This window comes from Methanolobus chelungpuianus (assembly GCF_024500045.1).
In the GTDB taxonomy this organism is placed as follows: Archaea; Halobacteriota; Methanosarcinia; order Methanosarcinales; family Methanosarcinaceae; genus Methanolobus; species Methanolobus chelungpuianus.
Genome location: NZ_JTEO01000006.1, coordinates 55,144 through 72,788 on the forward strand (window position 1 = coordinate 55,144; position 17,645 = coordinate 72,788).

17 protein-coding genes are annotated in these 17,645 nt (G+C 48.5%); 13 read left to right on the top strand and 4 right to left on the bottom strand.

Translation table 11 applies throughout. From position 1 onward, the window contains the following. Positions 1-1,312: 1,312 nt before the first annotated feature. The 8 genes from PV02_RS10545 (at position 1,313) to PV02_RS10580 (ending at position 7,590) form a co-directional block, all read left to right on the top strand. Positions 1,313-2,479: an MFS transporter gene (locus tag PV02_RS10545; protein WP_256623377.1), complete on the top strand. Its 1,167-nt coding sequence runs from the start codon at positions 1,313-1,315 to the stop codon at positions 2,477-2,479. Positions 2,480-2,566: 87 nt separating this feature from the next. Next, positions 2,567-4,027 (top strand): alkaline phosphatase family protein, encoded by a 1,461-nt coding sequence (locus PV02_RS10550; RefSeq protein ID WP_256623378.1) that lies wholly within the window; start codon positions 2,567-2,569, stop codon positions 4,025-4,027. A gap of 315 nt (positions 4,028-4,342) precedes the next feature. Then, positions 4,343-4,564, top strand: a complete 222-nt coding sequence (locus tag PV02_RS10555) for a sulfurtransferase TusA family protein (protein ID WP_256623379.1) — start codon at positions 4,343-4,345, stop codon at positions 4,562-4,564. A gap of 12 nt (positions 4,565-4,576) precedes the next feature. Then, positions 4,577-4,996: a DsrE/DsrF/DrsH-like family protein gene (locus PV02_RS10560; RefSeq protein WP_256623380.1), complete on the top strand. Its 420-nt coding sequence runs from the start codon at positions 4,577-4,579 to the stop codon at positions 4,994-4,996. 35 nt (positions 4,997-5,031) lie between these two features. Beyond that, entirely contained in the window at positions 5,032-6,204 is a 1,173-nt protein-coding gene (locus PV02_RS10565; RefSeq protein WP_256623381.1) for a cysteine desulfurase family protein, read from the top strand. Between the two features lie 59 nt (positions 6,205-6,263). Beyond that, positions 6,264-6,899, top strand: coding sequence for an iron-sulfur cluster assembly scaffold protein (locus PV02_RS10570; protein WP_256623382.1), 636 nt, complete (start codon positions 6,264-6,266; stop codon positions 6,897-6,899). 233 nt (positions 6,900-7,132) lie between these two features. After that, complete coding sequence (locus PV02_RS10575; RefSeq protein ID WP_256623383.1) at positions 7,133-7,330, top strand: DUF2683 family protein; 198 nt, start codon at positions 7,133-7,135, stop codon at positions 7,328-7,330. Next, on the top strand, positions 7,327-7,590 hold the full coding sequence (locus PV02_RS10580) for a type II toxin-antitoxin system RelE family toxin (RefSeq protein WP_256623384.1): 264 nt from the start codon (positions 7,327-7,329) through the stop codon (positions 7,588-7,590). The genes PV02_RS10575 and PV02_RS10580 overlap by 4 nt, the downstream gene beginning before the upstream one ends. Positions 7,591-7,812: 222 nt before the next feature. Here PV02_RS10580 and PV02_RS10585 read toward each other — a convergent pair whose 3' ends face one another. Further along, on the bottom strand, positions 7,813-9,939 hold the full coding sequence (locus PV02_RS10585) for a catalase (RefSeq protein WP_256623385.1): 2,127 nt from the start codon (positions 9,937-9,939) through the stop codon (positions 7,813-7,815). Positions 9,940-10,303: 364 nt separating this feature from the next. Next, complete coding sequence (locus PV02_RS10590; RefSeq protein WP_256623386.1) at positions 10,304-12,826, bottom strand: U32 family peptidase; 2,523 nt, start codon at positions 12,824-12,826, stop codon at positions 10,304-10,306. Positions 12,827-13,068: 242 nt separating this feature from the next. Here PV02_RS10590 and PV02_RS10595 point away from each other — a divergent pair, with 242 nt between their 5' ends. The 5 genes from PV02_RS10595 (at position 13,069) to mtaA (ending at position 16,633) form a co-directional block, all read left to right on the top strand. Further along, positions 13,069-13,272, top strand: coding sequence for a hypothetical protein (locus tag PV02_RS10595; protein ID WP_256623387.1), 204 nt, complete (start codon positions 13,069-13,071; stop codon positions 13,270-13,272). Positions 13,273-13,362: 90 nt separating this feature from the next. Further along, the gene (locus tag PV02_RS10600; protein WP_256623388.1) at positions 13,363-13,680 is read left to right on the top strand and encodes a cobalamin B12-binding domain-containing protein; all 318 of its coding nucleotides are present in this window, start codon (positions 13,363-13,365) and stop codon (positions 13,678-13,680) included. A 133-nt stretch (positions 13,681-13,813) separates the two neighbouring features. Continuing rightward, complete coding sequence (locus PV02_RS10605) at positions 13,814-14,872, top strand: DUF7544 domain-containing protein (protein WP_256623389.1); 1,059 nt, start codon at positions 13,814-13,816, stop codon at positions 14,870-14,872. Positions 14,873-14,931: 59 nt separating this feature from the next. Further along, complete coding sequence (locus PV02_RS10610; RefSeq protein ID WP_256623390.1) at positions 14,932-15,522, top strand: Maf family nucleotide pyrophosphatase; 591 nt, start codon at positions 14,932-14,934, stop codon at positions 15,520-15,522. 73 nt (positions 15,523-15,595) lie between these two features. After that, the gene (gene mtaA / locus PV02_RS10615; protein WP_256623391.1) at positions 15,596-16,633 is read left to right on the top strand and encodes a methylcobamide:CoM methyltransferase MtaA; all 1,038 of its coding nucleotides are present in this window, start codon (positions 15,596-15,598) and stop codon (positions 16,631-16,633) included. 60 nt (positions 16,634-16,693) lie between these two features. On the opposite strand, the gene PV02_RS10620 is transcribed toward mtaA, so the two are convergent. Together PV02_RS10620 and PV02_RS10625 are read right to left on the bottom strand one after the other, a co-directional pair. Beyond that, entirely contained in the window at positions 16,694-16,996 is a 303-nt protein-coding gene (locus PV02_RS10620) for a carboxymuconolactone decarboxylase family protein (RefSeq protein ID WP_256623392.1), read from the bottom strand. Between the two features lie 58 nt (positions 16,997-17,054). Further along, entirely contained in the window at positions 17,055-17,504 is a 450-nt protein-coding gene (locus PV02_RS10625) for a potassium channel family protein (protein WP_256623393.1), read from the bottom strand. Positions 17,505-17,645 lie beyond the last annotated feature (141 nt).

The following is a 17,645-nucleotide window of genomic DNA, read 5'->3' on the forward strand; positions in this document are numbered from 1 at the left end:
AAAACGGTTTTAAGCCCAATTAAATTAACTGTGTGCGGGCACCGCGAACTGAGCGGTGCCCTCGGTTGGTGCTTATTGGTTATGTTTTTATGTGGCATATTAGTTTCTGGCATTAAGGAATATACTCTTGTTGAAACTGACTTTTTAATATAAGTGCCGGAGTTTAATTATATTAAAGAAAGAGCAGCACATCTTTAGCGCGTTCTTACATAGATTCTTACTCTTTAACTGGTTCAGGTTAATCCCACATTCAGATTTGTGAGAATACTTTCAGGAAACATATAAGAAACATATAATGACTTGGAGGAACGGGCACCGTCGCATACTACAGTGCCCTTATAATGACGTGGGGCCTGTTTCCTGAACCACTTGGCACTATCTTGTAGCATATTATATACGGGTAATGAAACACTATTTCATATCAAAAATATGGCCACAAAAGAGAGGGCGTCGAAACTTGTCGCTACCTCGGTTGCTTATTTAAATTCTTTCATTTGCGCATAATGATTATTGAATAAGATATTTATCTTTATTGAAAGTTTCCTACTTTAAAAAGGAAGATAGTACTCTCTTTTAAGTGAATACTGATGTTCAAGAATGAAAAACACCTTCCATGCATCACTTTCTGTGCTTCCGGAGCCATTCTTCATACGGTCTGATGAAATGCCTTGCATTGCTTCTTGATCCGCTGCAAACCAGGGAGGAAATGTGACATATTTCAAAGCAGTTTCAAAACAATTTCAAAGTTTCTCCACTATTAACCTGTAAAGTTTTAATATTAGGATTGTATCGAACTAATTAAGACCAGAGGATAGAGGAATTTGTAAAGCTGACTCTCATTTTTTGGAAAGGTAGTATGCACAGTTTGAACATACATATTATAGGGTTAATTTATTTTTAAAAGCGGATTTAATATAAGGATATTTTTATAATTAACTTCCGCTTTTGTCGACTATAGAGGCTGTGATCAGAAAGTATAATTATACATATAGCATTATAATTAATATGAAAAGCCAAGAATTTTTTTAGTTAACATCATTATCTTTATATATTATATTAAATTTTTATATTTGCATTTACCATATAACTTGTGGTATATGCTATAATCATAATAAAATGGCATAGATCAACATCATTAAAATTTATGCAGGCCGTGTATCCTATGATGTACTCACGGTATCTTACATGAGCTTGAACATTTGCTTTTTGTAAAAGGCATATCTTCTTGAATCTGAAAAAGTGAGAGTTGGATGAGGATTTACAATAAAGGATATTAAGTTCCACATCAATCTGGAATGGTGACAAAAGGAGTATGGATAAAAACCGATTGCTGCTCTATATGACAGTATTCCTGATAATGGGGCTGTCAAACTCGGTCATTCCGGTATTACCGGAAATGGCAGCCTTGTGGCAGGGAAACGGCGGAGTGCTTGCATCGAGCCTGCTGTTCTCAGGGTATTTTATCGGAGCTTTGCTTACAATGCTGCCTTTCGGGATGCTCTCTGACAGGTATGAAAAGCGGAGCCTCATACTCATAGCAATCACACTGACGCTCGTTTCCGGCGTGGTGCTCCTGAGAAGCGGTAATCTCTATATGCTTGTACTTGCGAGGCTGGTAGAAGGAGTAGCCTGCGGGGCCTTTTTTCCGGTAGCCTACGCAGTGCTCTCGGAATATCCTCAAAGGAACCGGTACATCGGGGAGTTCAACTTCCTGCTGAATGCCGGACTGGCAGTCGGGGTTGCGCTGGCAGGTTACCTGGCGGAGTGGAGTATCAGGGGCGGTATCCTTGTCTTCACCCTGATGGCAATGGTCGTACTGGCAGCCGGGATCTCTGCTCTCAGGCGGGAAGATACAGGAACGGGCAGGACTCAAATCAAGCCAAAAAAAGTGAGAGTTGACAGGCGGCAAGACAAAATGCCTTCCCCCGGTAAGATCGCGGGTCACTTTGCAGATAGAGATTTCTATCGCATATGGATCATATCTTTCCTCCTTTTTGGAATAAGCGGTGTCCTGACGGCATTCTATCCGGAGTACAGCCAGGACATGCTGAGTAAAGCGGCACTTGGCCTGTCTATCGCAGCAATGTATGTCAGCGCCATGGCAGCAAACATAGTTGTAGGAAGGATGGACATACATTACAATGTTCTTATCAGGGGCGGAGTGGTGATCGCAGTAGGCGGCGCTCTCTTAGCTATAATTTATCCATTGCCCGGATTTGCACTGATAGGTACAGGCTCCGGCGCAGCCATGATAGGTTTACCGGTGGCGGTCGCCCATATGAGGATCCCAAGAGGGCTTGCAATGGGCATCTTCAACACATACACTTACGCAGGAATGGGACTGATGCCTGTAATTGCAGGTATTTTACTGGCATTCTCCGGGTTTGAGATCGTCTTTGCAGTTTGCGCGATCGTATTACTATTGTCGCTGTTTCTCAGGGACAGGCTGGAAAGTGAGAGCCGAGAACTGAATAACTGAGAGTTCCTTTCATCTGATTATAGCTCTTTTTATAAATATAGGATCTGAATAGAAACTTTATTATAGGGATTCTTCCTCACAGGAAACATGCAAAAAAATGAGAGAGAACTTACATCCCTTACATCCTTATACTTCAGGCTTCTGATGGCAATTGTCTTCCTGCCGTTCTTTTTCCAGCTGGCGGCAGCTGCAACAGACATCCTTGAAGTGAGTTCAGTGGACGTCCCGCAAGGGGCAGTCATCCTGATAGTTGACGGCCTTAGTTCATCATATCTCTATCCCGAGCTGGTCCCCTACTCGCTGGATGGCAGAGTGCTTCCGAAAGTCAAGTCAGACAATCTCTCGTTTATCATGGAGCAGAGCTGCAGGGTGCTCGATGTGCGGGCTCCCCAGACATATACAGAAGCGGGTCATTCGGTCCTTGTCACAGGGTACACAAAAGCACTTTCAGACTCGGTTAGCGGTTCCGGCACTACCATATATGATATAGCCCACGAATACGGATACTACACGTTTGCTGTCATGCAGAAAGGCGATTCTTCGGCTATCTGCTCCAAGCAGGACGTGATCATACACGATGCCACCAATTCTATAAACGAGCCTGAGATGCTGGTCATTACAAATATCCGCGACTCGGGGCAGAAACAGATCCCACTGAAAGTTGCCGCTCTCATGCAGGACAGCCTGCCGTCGCTTAATGAGCATCTGAGTGGATTTCCTGAAGGATCACAGCAGCGTTATGACATATATGATAACTGGGCGATCGACACTGCAATGGATGTGATGGACCATATGCAGGCCAATTATCCAGAGCAGCATTATCTGTTGACTGTAAATGTAGGAGGAGTCGATTCTGCGGGTCACTACAAAAAAGATAAGGGATACATAGATTCTATCGAAGGCATTGATGCCGCATGTATGGACCTGTACCGGAAGTGCGAAGAGAATAATCTTGCCTTCATCTTCGTATCCGATCATGGGATGGCTTTCCCGAGCCCGGATTCGCGGGGCGGGCATCAGGCTGCCAAGTATTCAGGCACCAATGAAGCACAGAAGGTGCCCTTTGTGATCTCTGCAAGTGGTATTAAAGACGGCGTTATTGAAGGCAGCTATGGGCAGGAGGATATTGCGCCGACAATACTTGAAGTGCTCTACCTGCCGGATGAGCTCCGCCTTTCTGACGGGAAGGCTATTCCTTTCAGGGACCACACGGTGCTGAAAGTATCCGTGCCCCAGAAAGGGAGGCTGGAACTGATCAGCAACGGAGAGACTGCTTATGAGACCATGGCCAACGACGATATATTGCTAAGAGGAGTCGCAACAGGTTCCAGTTATATCATACGCTATACTTCAGAGGATGGCGCCATTAAGTATCTGGAAAAAGAGTTCTTCCTTGAAGGGAGCCAGCACATCGATCTAAGGACCCCTCAGGATGCTTCCAAAAGCGATTTATTTCTTCGCAACCCACGTTACATTATAGGCAGCCTCCTGATAATAGCTGTCAATATTACAGGCTTGCTGCTGATCAGGAAGATAATGAAAGAATAGTTTTGCCTGTGGGCAGGCAAGGTTTCCGCGATGACCGGAGAACACAGCACATCCGAAAGCAGCCGTAAATAAGGTTTCACAGGGCTGCATTTGCTGGTTTGTGCTTCCGGAGAGTGGAGTGCTACAACGTCTCCTGGCTGCACGGTTAAATAGTGTAAAGAATATAGTAATAGATATCAGTGATATTTACTGTGTATCTGCCTGCTCAGGAAGACGCCCATCAGGGTAAAAAATATATTATTGCAGGTAGTAGTAGGAGTTAACGGCGTTAACTCGCTGTTGAGTCATACTAATTGGATCGTAGGGGACCAGAATATGGCAAAGGTGGAAATCGACGTAAGGGGTCAGACATGTCCTGTCCCGCTTGTAGAGTGTCGAAAAGCACTCAGAAAGGCATCGCCAGGTGATGAGGTAGTAGTCATGGGGACACATCCGGCTTCCAAGAAAGAGATACCGATGGCCTGCCAGGCCATGGGACTTGAGGTTCTTGATATAGAGGAAAAAGACAACGAATGGAAGATCCGGATAAAAAGGTAGGCGGCGCCAAAAATGACAGGAAAGGCAGTTATCGTGGTCCATAGTGGTGACCTGGACAAGATATACAGCGCACTAATCATCGGCAACGGAGCCCTGTCCATGGGGATGGAGGCTTCCCTTTACTTTACTTTCTGGGGACTGCAGCGTCTTAAGAAAGGCGGTCTGGACAAAGGACCCCTATCTAAGATGCACATGCTGGGGCTTGGCAGGTGGATGGTTGGCAAAAGGATGAAAAAAGCCAATGTAGCACCGCTTGAGAAGCTCATGGAGGATTACAAGGAGCTCGGTGGCAGGATTATCGCCTGCGAGATGACGATGGAAATAATGGGTATCAAACCCGATGAGCTGCGCAGGGACTGGATAGATGAGTACGGAGCCGTGGGTACTTACATCCACGAGGCAAAAGATGCCAGTATCACACTTTTCATTTAAAGTTCTCATTAAATTCTATCAGATATGGAGGTTAAATGTTAGATAAGACAGTTTATCTTGATAATGCTGCCAGTACACGCCTTGATGAAAGGGTGCTGGAAGCCATGAAGCCATACTACTTTGATACGTATGCTGTGGCTACTTCCGAATTTGGGTATTCCATGGGTATCGATGCCAAGGAAGGGCTTGAGAATGCACGTGCAGGTATTGCTTCATCACTGGGCGCATCCCCTGAGGAGATCGTGTTCACTTCCGGTGAAACGGAATCAAGCAACATGGCCATAAAGGGCGTTGTTTCTGCGCTCATGAAGAAGAAAGGCAACCACATAATAGTCTCGAAGATCGAGGATTTCCCGGTGCTCAACACCGCGAGAGCCCTGGAAAAACAGGGCTGCAGGGCTGACTACATCAGTGTGAGCCCTGAAGGTATCCTCAATCTTGAGGAGCTGGAGAATGCCATTACCGGGAATACGGCGCTGGTTTCCATCCAGCACGCCAACCAGGAGATAGGAACACTTCAGGATATTAAGGCAATTGCGGAGATATGTAAAGAAAAGGATGTGCTTCTTCACACAGACGCCACGCACAGTTTCACCAGGGTGCCTCTGGATGTGAGCAAGATACCTGTAGACCTTGTGACAATGTCCGCACACACCATCCATGGGCCAAGGGGTGTCGGTGCTCTATATATCCGGGAGGGCACGCCGATAAACAAGTGGATGGATGGCGGCTTCCAGGAATCCAACCGTCGTGCCGGGCTTGAGAACATCCCCGGAGCAGTCGGATTTGCAAAGGCCGTGGAACTGGTAACCCCGGAGGAGAACAGGTTCCTTGCATCGCTGAGGGACCACACGATCAGGAGAGCTGAGGAAGAGGTGCCGCATGTGACCCTCAACGGCAGCAGGACCCAGCGTGTTCCCCAGAATGCTAATATAACCTTCCATTATGTGGAGGGCGAGTCCATGACCCTTCACCTGGACATGAGAGGCTTTGCGGTGAGCACAGGCTCGGCCTGCTTCAGCCGCTCCCTTGAGGCAAGCCATGTGATCATGGGAATAGGAGGAGACCATGAGAGGGCACACGGTTCCCTGCGTTTCAGCTTTGGCAGGTACAACAGTATGGAAGACGTGGACGGGATAATCGATGCCGTCAAGGAGATTGTGTCACAGCTGAGGGCCATAAGCCCGCTTTATGATAAGAATAAGTGAGTAACGTATCTGTTAAAGGAAGCACTAAAAGAATATCAGATCAATATCGAGGTGACAGAATGAAATTCCCGTACAGTGAGAAGGTTCTTGAACATTTCCGCAATCCCAGGAATGTAGGAAAAATGGAGAATCCGGACGGCAAGGGCATGGAAGGCAGCCCGGCCTGTGGAGACATGGTTGCCGTTTACCTGCAGGTAAATCCGGATACGAAGGTCATAGAAGATGTCAAGTTCGAATCCTACGGATGCGCATCCAACATTGCCACAGCTTCTATAATAACCGAGCTGGCCAAAGGCAAGACTATAGATGAGGCAAAAAAGATCACCTGGAAAGAAGCAACCGAAGAGCTCGGAGGCCTCCCACCGGTGAAAGCCCACTGTTCTGTACTGGCTGTTGAGGGCCTGAGGTCGGCAATACGTGACTACGAAGAAAAGCACGGACTTGTGAGCGCACAGGAGCCCACCACCGAGGCTGTGGTCAGGAGCCGTCTCAAGCATGTCATGAATCCTATGGCAGGGCTGGATATCGTGAGGACTGAACTGGTGACGAAAATAGATGTTAATGACGGAAATGTCAGGATACTGCTTGACCTGCCATCCAATCACCAGTTCGCAGCAGCTATCAGGGAGGATATACTTGAAAAGATAGAATCCCTCTGGGATGTCAAGGAAGTAAAGGTTGTCTTTACTGAATAAAGGCACCTTTCAAAGCGGGAATGGTCAGAGATACATGACCACTCCTATTTTTGAAATGTTGAAATTGAGAGCCATATTCCGATCACGGTCATTTTCATTATGTTTCAATCCTTGTTATAGTGGATCTTGCTTTGGAATACAGGCTTCAGGATCACCGACTCCGGCAGGCTTGCGGTTATTTGAAATTACTCAGTTTCAGAACTCTTATATACTTATAATTCAAAGTGTCAATTATGAGGAGCGTCCATACTTCAATCCGCAGGCTTGGTAATAAAAAGATAGCTGGAGCCAATAAAGAGTCCTATCCTCCAGAAGAATGTTTCGATCAGGAGTTCATCAAAGAAGTAGAGCGAAGTATACAAGACGTTAAAGGCGGAAAAGGCACCAAGTACGATTCACTTGAAGACTTGTTTGCCAGCTACGAAAAATGACGTATCGGATAGTCACATCACCTAATTTTGAGAAAGAAACAAAGATCCTCTTCAAGAAGGATCCTGCTCTTTTCAACCGTTTTAAGAAAGCTGCTACAAGTATCCGTGAGAACCCCGAGTGCGGGAAACCTTTACGTAATGTTCTCAAAGGATATCGCAGGGTTCATGTTGGCCATTTCGTTCTGATCTATGAGATAGATGACGCCAACAGCATAATAACTCTTGTAAGCTTTAATCATCATGATAAAGCGTACGAGTGAGTTAAGTTCATCCTGCTAGCTTTCTGAGAACATCCACCCTCTCACCTTAAGGGCAATACCTGATAATGATGCATAGACATCATGCTGTCATGTCCCTGACGCAGGCACGCTACATGCAGATAAGATCCTGAAGGCGCTCTGCAAAAAGTATTCAGCAGGAGACCTTTTCAAAAACCGGAAGAAACGCCAAAAAAGTAATGCAGGGGTTGCCCCCTCCATATATCACGCCGGGACTTCCATCTTCTTCTCACGGTCCCAGTGCCGGTGCTGTGCTATGGCTTCGATGAAGACCTTATTGAACTTACCGTTACTTCCTGGGTTGCGCACCGTCACAACGCCCTTATCTGATACGATCTCTGTGCCGTCCTTCGCAAGATTCACTTCCTTGATACTGGAAGATATGAGCAGGTCCACACCTTCAGCAGTGGCCCCTATGGGCTTGCAGTGCCTGAAAGCCTCGTTGATGAAGTGAATGGCATCACCGTGCATCTTCAGGGTGTCGACGCTCTCGTGTCCTCCGGGGACATAGACAGCGTCGTACACAACGGACGTTGCAACTTCGTAGTTCTTGTCAACCTCCATCTCCTTTCCATCGGAACTTTTCAGCATCCCTCTGAACTTGGAGATGACATCCGCCTGGGCACCGGCACCCACCAGCACCTTCCTGAGGCTCTCCACTTCCTGATGACTGTATCCATCAGCCGCGAGAATAGCGACCTTCCTGCTGACAATGGAATCCTTGCGTGTGTGCTCGCTCAGCTCCTGGCTGAGGTTCCTGGATTTTCTGGTCACCGGGGAACCGCCCTTCCTCTTTGGCGCGTCAGCACCCGCACCTTTTGCTATCTCGATGGCAAGGTCACCGTCCACATTATTGAAAAGGTCCACCACGGCCTGCCTGATGGCGGGATCCTTGACTTTGCCAACCTCGAAGTGGAAGGCTTTTATGATATGCATCTTCTCGGGCTCTGTCATGCTGTTCCAGAACAGTTTCGCCTGGCTGAAGAAATCCCTGAATTTCTCGCTCCTGGCACGGATCTTGCGGCCATCAACCTTCTCCGTGTAATGCACGTAAGCTCCCTCTTCAGCAGAAGCAGGTCTTGGCAGTCCATCAGCCACAGTATTGGGGAAATAGCTTCCTTTGCCTTTGTTGATGGTCATACGGTGATAGCCTTCACGCTGGTAGTTACTGATGGGTGCAAGCGGCCGGTTGATGGGTATCTCATGGAAGTTCGGACCTCCCAGGCGTATCATCTGCGTGTCCAGGTAGGAGAACAGTCTGCCCTGCAGGAGGGGGTCGTTTGAGAAATCAATGCCCGGAACAACATTGGCCGGACAGAAAGCAACCTGCTCCGTCTCGGCGAAAAAATTGTCCGGGTTGCGGTTGAGCGTCATCTTCCCTATCCACTTTACCGGCACATCCTCCTCGGGCCATACTTTTGTCGGGTCCAGGATATCAAAGTCGAAGTTGAACTCATCCTTCTCCTCGATCATCTGCACGCCGAACTCAAATTCAGGATAGTGTCCCATCTCAATTGCTTCCCAGAGATCACGCCTGTTGAAATCCGGGTCCTTCCCGGCTATCTTCTGTGTCTCGTCCCATACAAGCGAGTGGATGCCAAGCATAGGCCTCCAGTGGAACTTGACGAACCTGCCCTTACCCTGTGCATTTACGAAACGGAATGTATTGACCCCGAATCCCTGCATCATCCTGTAACTTCTAGGCAGGGCGCGGTCAGAGAGCACCCACATGATCATATGCGCATTCTCTGGATGCTGTGCCACGAAATCCCAGAATGTGTCGTGTGCTGCCGAAGCCTGAGGAATCTGGTTGTCCTGCTCGGGCTTGATGGCATGGACAAGATCCGGGAACTTCATTGCATCCTGGATGAAGAAGACCGGGATATTGTTGCCCACCAGATCGTAATTTCCCTCCTCGGTATAGAACTTCGTCGCAAAGCCACGCACATCCCTTACAGTATCAGCCGAACCCCTGAAACCGACAACGGTGGAGAACCTGACGAACACAGGCGTCTTCTTGTCCGGGTCCTGCAGGAACTTTGCTGAGGTGTACTCAGCAAGAGGCTCATACACCTGGAAGAAACCATGTGCGCCGGACCCTCTTGCATGGACGATCCTCTCAGGTATCCTCTCATGATCAAAATGGGTCAGTCTTTCCCGGAATTGGAAATCTTCCAGCAGCGTCGGACCTCTTTCTCCCGCCTTGAGAGAAATGTCAACATTATCTGCCCTTACTCCCTGGTTCGTTGTCACGAACTCGTGTTCCTTATCCTCTCTGAACTGTTCAAGCTGCTCGTTTTTACGATTCTCGTCCACTCGCCTCTTACTCATGAAATGATCCCCCTCTGCTTCATACAGGCTACATCCGGGCGCCCATGTTACCACCTATGATGGAATATGACACATAGCCGCTTTTGGTAGCACTAGGAAAAAGGCAGGCATGTAACTCTGATCATGCATCAGGTCACTTTAGCCTAAATAGAACACTTTAGTCCCAAAGGCATTGTCTGCTTATATAGGTACTATCCTTTAACTATAGTCCAAGCTACTTTCTGCCACCCATTCCCCTTTAAAGGTAAGGTTCATTATTACTTGAATGTTTTTATATGTCTTAGGGCAGATATTTAAAAGGCTCAGCTTCATCAATGCAAGAAGTATGGGAGCGCAGATGGAAAAACAAAAGAGGCCGCCTGATCTACAGCACGCCCTCGAAATAGTGGCCCTGCGTGATATTCTCATCCTTCCGGAGAGGCCTGCTTCTTTTCCCTTCAAGGGCGCTCCTGTAGGCTCGTATGGTCTCACGTACTTCTTTTTTGCTGTTCATGGACAGGTCCAGCCGCAGTACGTCCACACCGCTATCCCTGAACTCTTCCAGATGCTCCCTCATGTCAAGCACCTTTGAGTGATATACCAGGGTGCGGTTTCCCAGGCGCATGACAGGGAATGCATCGCCCCTGTTATCCTCCAGTGCCACCTTGCTGTCCATGTTAAGGAGCTTGCTGTCAATAAGTGGCTTCAGAAGGTCGTTCTCTGTAATAAGCAGAAGCTCCCGGCCATAAGCAAGCACTTCCAGCTGCTTTTGCCCCTTCCCGTCATCGAGGGCTTTGGAAAGTTCCCTGATCTCTTCCATGTTAAGCTCGGTGGACAGCGTGACCCGGCGAGCCCCATATCCAAAATAGGCTCCGGCAGTGACAGCATTGAACACATTCAACTCCCTCTGTGCCACGAAGGGCAGCCCCATCCGGGATGCAACCCTAACGGTACCGGCATTGGAACAGGCTGCCATGAACCCTGCGTTCCTTATGTCTTCCATTCCTTTCCTCACGCTCTCAAGCTCGTGGTCAAAGGCTACCTGGGGAGTCACAAAGACGATCTCTGTTCCCTTGGACCTGAGTTCGCCCAGCTGAAGGCTGTTCACGGTATTTGTCAGCTCGCTGAAGCATTCCATGGGAAGGTAAATGATATCAGCACCTGCGTGTGCTGCAATGAACAGTGATTCGGGGCTGCTGACATCAACACTGAGAAGAAGCTTTTTCCTGGCCCGGGAAACGGTTTCCTCATGTGCCGGGGTATTCGCTGTTCCTGCCACTTCAGGAGCCAGTATTCCTGAAAGAGGCTTCTTCATCTCTTTTTTATATGAACGGAGCACAGCCCGCTGGAGAAGGGATGCAGCCTGACGTCTTGCATTATTAAGGACCCCGACGGGTATGAATATGTCCCCTTCAGCGATCACTTCCACTGAGCCTGCATGATAAGGGGTTTCCCCGAGCTTTTCCATTGTCGCCGATATCTGCTCTGTGGTTGTTGGGGAACTTTTCGCCTCCGGGACAATGAACCCGTCAGTAAAGGATATGCAGCCCCTGGCTTCCTCCATCTCTATCCTGAGATTCTCTCCCAGACGTGCAAAGACCCTGAGAGTGGCAGGAACTGTCTTAGGCTTCTTTTTCTGGAGAGCATCGATAAGCTTACTGTCGGTTGAAAGGAAAACCTCATCCTGCACTCGCACAGCCTTGCCGGTCTTGGGACTGATCTCAAGGATGACATCATCCCCTTTTGATGCCTTCTCAACTTTCTCTCCGGCTGATATTATTCTATCCACCCTGCAGCCGAGCATTCTCATACTGGTGAGTATCCCGATGCCGTCCTTATCGTTGATATCCTGCAGTAGTTTTATCCTCAGGCCTGCATGGTGCTTTGAACGGGAGATCTCTTTCACTTTACCAAGGAGCAGACCGTAGCTTGAGCTGTATTTCTGGTGCGTGACATCCCTTTCGCCCGAGACGAAACCTCTGGTAAATCCCCTGTAGAACAGTTTTGCAAGGTCTGTTTCATAGGCTTCTATTTCCTCAGGGTCCAGGTTCCTGCCCGTGCTGCATATACTCTCCACTGCAGCCTTATAGGCTTGGGAGCTTGCGGTCACATACTCGGGTTTTTTCATACGCCCCTCTATCTTCAGGCTTCTTACCCCTGTCTTTACTATGCGGTCAAGTTCCGGAAGGGTGCACAGTTCGGCGCAGCTGATGGGATATTCACCAAACAGCCCCTTATCTGCCTCCTTCCCGTCAATGGTCAGGTGATACTGCCTGCGGCAGGGCTGCGTGCAGGCTCCCCTGTTGGCACTGCGGTCGCTGAGGAAACTGCTAAAAAGGCATCTTCCTGAATATGAATAGCAAAGGGCACCGTGGACAAAGAGCTCGATCTCGATATTGCTCCTGTCAACTATGTCCTTCACCTGTTCTACGGTGAGCTCCCTTGATACTATGACCCGTGAAGCGCCTGCCTCTTCAGCAAAGTCAACGCCTTCAAGATTATGTATGGTCATCTGCGTGCTTACATGCAGCGGGAGTTCGGGATAGGCCCTGCTGAGCATTCTCATAAGGCCCAGGTCTTCAAGTATTATGGCGTCAATGCCCCATGAGTATGCCTTGTCTACCACATCGAGGGCAGCCTGAAGTTCCTTCTGCTTGATGGGGATATTCAGTGCCAGGAATACTTTGATACCTCTTGAGTGGGCCAGGTCGATTGCTTCCTCCAGTTTGTCCAGGCTGAAATTCCTTGCTCCCTTTCTCGCATTGAAGTCCTCCACTCCCAGGTAAACTGCATCTGCTGCTCCTTTTATTGCACCAAGCAAAGCTTCCGCGTCGCCCACAGGGGCAAGTATCTCAGGCGGCTGGCAGTGTTTATGCTTATGTCCGTAGTTACTCTGATCACTGGTCATTTAGTATCGTCAATGTTGTCTCAGGTCAATGTGTTCGGGCGTTCCGTGATATATTCTGATGTTCTGATACTACAATATAGATATGATTTAAATCAGTTTCTCAGGAAACCCCCTGATATCACTGTGGAACTCCAGGTGCTTCTTGCGCGTATTTCCTGGGACGACACGGATAAATAAGATGATCTATCTCTTTAATTTGAGAGAAAAGTAAAACCTGTGAAGGTTCAGGAAGGGGTGCCAGTTTGTCAGGGATAAGCAGAGTGACTTTTCAGATAGTGTTCTTTGTCCTGTTCTCACTTGCATATGTACTCCTGGTCAATATATATTTCATGCAGAGGGGATCCGGTAACTGGGTCTTTGTCCCTGGAACCCTGCTGGTCGGCCTTGTTGGATACTGGATAGCCGGTTATCTTTATAAGCGCTACTTTATGGGAGTATATAAATAATAGCTTCAAAATTTAATTTCCCGTACCGAAAGAAATATATATGTACCAATATTATGAGATTTGATATATAATATAAAGGTTGTTTTAACAATGCAAACTGCACAACTGACCGGCCAGGACATTATCAATATGGCAAAGCATGCCGTATTAAGCCTTGACAAGAGAGAAGCTGAATGTGCTGCAAGAAAGGCACTGGAAGCAGGCCTTGATCCTGTAATGTTCATCGAAAAGGGTTTCGTGGCCGGGATGAAGGAAATAGGAGACATGTTCGAGGAAGATAAGATCACCCTGACGCAGATATTTGCAGCCTCAAAGATTATGGACGCCGGTATGAACATCCTCAAACCTTGGATGGACAGCCCCGAGCACAAGTTCTGTCTTTTCGGCAATATAGCCATGAACGTTTGACAGGTTTGGATCCGATGAGTTCGGATTCCCTGTCGATCCGGTAAGTTCAGGCATTGTGCCCGCACTCCGGGTCTTCCTTTTTTACAGGAAAGACATAACAAAATATTTAAAGTAGAGCCCTGTATTATCTTTTATGAGTTGGTATGTCTTAGATGCGCTGGACAGGGCTATTGAAAGGACGCGAAAATGTCTTTTCGAGCCTTTTGACTTCTGGAAATGGATGAGGCTCGCTGTTATCGTATTACTTCTCGGTGGTCTTGGATCCAGCGGAGGGAACGGCAGCAATTACTCATATGGTGAGTCGGACATGGGTCCATTCTCAGACGTACCGGCAGGAATAGCAGGTCCCCTTCAGGGCATTTATAATATGTACTCTGCTAATGCCTTTGAGATAATTGCAGGTCTCATCCTGTTCTTCATAGTTATCATACTCCTGTTCTCCTACATTTCAAGCGTAATGGAGTTCGTCTTTGTTGAGTCCCTCGTCAAGAATGAGGTACGTTTCCGGGAATACTCCCGCAGGTATCTTGGCAAGGGATTCGGCCTTTTCCTTTTCCGCTTGATACTGGGTCTGCTCATGCTGGCCATTATTGCAGCCATTGTTATGTCCTTCCTCTATCCTGCCATGGCTGGTTCTGCAGATGTGTCAAATATCCCTGATTCAAGCATAGTTGCATTTGTGCTGGTGCTGCTTGCCGTTATCCTTGTGCTGGCACTTATCATTGGCCTAGTGAACTCGCTCATAGGCCTGTCAATACCGGTTGCCCTGTACACGAACAACAATATCTTCCGAGCCTTTTCCATGGTACTGAGGAAGTTCAGGCAGGACGCGGGACAGATCGTTCTGTACTGGATCGGAAGGATGATCCTGGGTATTGCAGCAGCCATTGTAGTGGGAATACTGGCACTGATAGTCATCGTTGCGGCCTTGCTTATCGTGCTGGTGGTGGACGGGCTGGTCTACCTCACGATCACAAGCCTTCTGCCGGGTTCTATGCTGGTGTGGATAGTCCTGGCGCCTCTGATCCTTGTCCAGTTCATTCTCTTCATACTGGCGCTGGCATTTATCAGTGTGCCTGCCCAGGTATTCCTCAGGTATCACCTGATCACTTTCCTGCAGGCATGGTATCCTGAGATAGCGATACCTGTCTTTGACGGACTGGCGGGTACCGGCAAGGAGGATGTATTGTGATCATGCTCTGGTGAGCGCTGATTCATCAGGGCTATATCCCTGGTCTGCAGAGTAAGTACATGAAAAAAGTGATACTTGCCTCGGCATCCCCGCGAAGACGGGAATTGCTGGAACAGCTTATAGGGGACAGATTTGAGATATGCGCCAGCTCTTACGGGGAGGAACCCCTGGAAGGCCTCAGTCCGGAGGAGCTTGCTCTTCATCATTCCCGTGAGAAGGCCAGGGACATAGCATCCAGAAGCCAGGAATCACTCATCATATCAGCTGATACATTTGTTGTCTGTAAAGGCGAAATACTGGGCAAGCCCTCATCTGAGGATAATGCAAGAGAGACCCTCGGGAAGATAAGCGGTCAGGTGATTGAGGTTATCACCGGGGTCACGCTGCTGGATACCGGCAGCGGCATGGAGATAAGTGAACATGAGGTCACCAGGGTATTCATCAAAAGCCTGAGCGAGCAAGAGATAGATTCCTACGTCAGGACCGGAGAGCCCTTCGGCAAGGCAGGCTCATTCGCGATCCAGGGGAAGGGGGCGCTGTTTGTGGAGAGAATCGAAGGCGACTATCCCAATGTGGTCGGGCTGCCTCTTTTCAGGTTGGGGAGAATGCTGGAGAAGACCCACACGGATGATATCCTCTGGAAGCTGTAGTGATTATCGCAAGCTTAAAATAGCTATCTGGAAACATAGTTTAGAACATCTTGGAAAACAGGAGGATGGCAAATTGGGCGACATGACATTGAAAGAGCGCTTCGTGCGCTCCGTTAAAGGGGAAGAAGTGGACAAAGTGCCTGTATGCTCGGTCACTCAGACCGGCACCGTTGACCTTATGGAGCTGTCCGGAGCCAGCTGGCCAAAGGCAAACTATGATCCTGGGCAGATGGCCACACTTGCCATTGCAGGCCATGAGATAGCAGGCCTTGAAGCTGTACGTTATCCATTCTGCACGACCGTAATTGCAGAGACTCTGGGATGCGTAATTGAGGAGGGTTCCTTTGATACGCAGCCCTACCAGCTGGATTTCCCATGCAAGAAGAAAGAGGATGCAGGCAAGATCAGCATCCCTGAGAAACTTCTCGAAAGCAGGAGGATCAATACTATGCTTGAGGCTACCGACATCATAAGGCAGAAGATCGGTGACGACATACCGCTGGTAGCCGGGATGATTGGCCCTGCAGCCACAGCTTTCTATCTTGCGGGTGCGAACAATTACCTGAGGTGGTGTATTACGGACCCCGATGAACTAATGGAACTGATGAGGATTGGGGAATCCGTATGTGCCGAATATGCAAACGCCCTGTATGAGCGAGGCGCAGATGCGGTAATCATCATCGATTCCGAGGCAGGCCCTGACATTTTCCCTCCTCCGATGTTCGAATCCATGATACTTCCTGTCTATAAGTCCCTCACAGCTAAATTAAAGGGGCTGAAGCTGCTTCACATGTGCGGGGACGCCACGGCTATCCTGGAGCCTATCGCAGAGTCCGGCTTCCAGGGCGTCAGTATAGAAGAGAAGGTCGATGTGGCCTATGCCAGCCAGCTGATCGGCGACAGGGTATGCCTGATAGGTAATGTTTCCCCTTCAGAGACACTCCTGCACAAGTCCCGGGAAGTCATCAGAAGGGAAGCAAAACAGTGTATAGACGACGGCATTGGTATCCTTGCCCCCGGCTGCGGCATCGCCCCCAGGACACCTCTTGAGCACCTGAAGGCTTTTGTAGCTGCCAGGGATGAGTACTATCAGGAGAAAGGACTTCTTTAGAAACTTCGTTAGAAGCTACTCCTGGTTCCGCGGTCTTATCAGGAAGGCTTTTGCCTTCTTTCACTCTTTACTCTCATCTTCCGCGAAGATATCGTTGTAGATGTCGGTCCAGTGGAGCGTGGAGCCTGCCGATATGAACATAGCAACAGCGATTGCCTCTGCAAGTTCATCCTTTGTAGCCCCGCCGGCCATAGCCCTCTGCGAGTGGATCTCTGTGCAGCGTTCACATTTGAGCAGCACGGAAGCAGCCACCGCAATAAGTTCCTTTGTTCTTGCATCAAGAGCGCCGTCCTTGAAAATAGTGCCGCGCATCTGTACAAAAGATGCAGCCGTATCAGGTAGTCTGTCTATCAGGAATTGCATATTGTTTCCTCATCCTATCAATTGAGAAGAACACATAAAAAGTTATACAGGGTAATGTTCATTCTTCAGTATCGCTTTTTTTTACCTGCCCGTTAATCCGCTCTTGCCTGATCTCTTCATTGTCGTGAGGATCGCTGTCACGGGAGCGAGACCAGAATGCCAGTCCCGCATCACCTGCTGCCCGCTGGTGCTGTCGTTTTTGCAGATATTCTCCGGTTGCGGTAACAAACCCCACAAGCACACCCAGTCCCATGAACACGTACATGATGGTGAATAATTTACCGATGTCCGTGGAGGGGCTGAGATCGCCATAGCCGATCGTGGTCAGCGTGATGACCGAAAAGTACAGGGAGTCAAGCCATCCCCAGCCTTCTATATTGTGATAGACGACGGTCCCCAGCGCAAGAATGATGCCCACAAGGATGAAAAGCTGCCTGAATTCCTGCTCTTTGAGCATCTGGAAGAGCGCCCGTACAAAGACCACAAAAGCCAGAATGAAAGGGATCATGTATGATTCTCCTGTTTCAAATGTCCTGTTCTAGATGATGTAATATCTGGCAGTCCTGAATATATAATGGATTACCCGATGACCGGGCAGGATACTGAGAATTGATCCTTAACATTGTTTCTCAGGTTTTAATCAGTCCAG

Coding starts and splice junctions, on each gene's coding strand:
- PV02_RS10555 (WP_256623379.1), top strand. CDS start 4,343: ATGGCAAAGGTGGAAATCGACGTAAGGGGTCAGACATGTCCTGTCCCG.
- PV02_RS10575 (WP_256623383.1), top strand. CDS start 7,133: ATGAGGAGCGTCCATACTTCAATCCGCAGGCTTGGTAATAAAAAGATA.
- PV02_RS10600 (WP_256623388.1), top strand. CDS start 13,363: ATGCAAACTGCACAACTGACCGGCCAGGACATTATCAATATGGCAAAG.
- PV02_RS10620 (WP_256623392.1), bottom strand. CDS start 16,996: ATGCAATTCCTGATAGACAGACTACCTGATACGGCTGCATCTTTTGTA.
- PV02_RS10610 (WP_256623390.1), top strand. CDS start 14,932: ATGAAAAAAGTGATACTTGCCTCGGCATCCCCGCGAAGACGGGAATTG.
- PV02_RS10625 (WP_256623393.1), bottom strand. CDS start 17,504: ATGATCCCTTTCATTCTGGCTTTTGTGGTCTTTGTACGGGCGCTCTTC.
- PV02_RS10605 (WP_256623389.1), top strand. CDS start 13,814: ATGAGTTGGTATGTCTTAGATGCGCTGGACAGGGCTATTGAAAGGACG.
- PV02_RS10545 (WP_256623377.1), top strand. CDS start 1,313: ATGGATAAAAACCGATTGCTGCTCTATATGACAGTATTCCTGATAATG.
- PV02_RS10560 (WP_256623380.1), top strand. CDS start 4,577: ATGACAGGAAAGGCAGTTATCGTGGTCCATAGTGGTGACCTGGACAAG.
- PV02_RS10585 (WP_256623385.1), bottom strand. CDS start 9,939: ATGAGTAAGAGGCGAGTGGACGAGAATCGTAAAAACGAGCAGCTTGAA.
- PV02_RS10565 (WP_256623381.1), top strand. CDS start 5,032: ATGTTAGATAAGACAGTTTATCTTGATAATGCTGCCAGTACACGCCTT.
- PV02_RS10590 (WP_256623386.1), bottom strand. CDS start 12,826: ATGACCAGTGATCAGAGTAACTACGGACATAAGCATAAACACTGCCAG.
- PV02_RS10580 (WP_256623384.1), top strand. CDS start 7,327: ATGACGTATCGGATAGTCACATCACCTAATTTTGAGAAAGAAACAAAG.
- PV02_RS10550 (WP_256623378.1), top strand. CDS start 2,567: ATGCAAAAAAATGAGAGAGAACTTACATCCCTTACATCCTTATACTTC.
- PV02_RS10570 (WP_256623382.1), top strand. CDS start 6,264: ATGAAATTCCCGTACAGTGAGAAGGTTCTTGAACATTTCCGCAATCCC.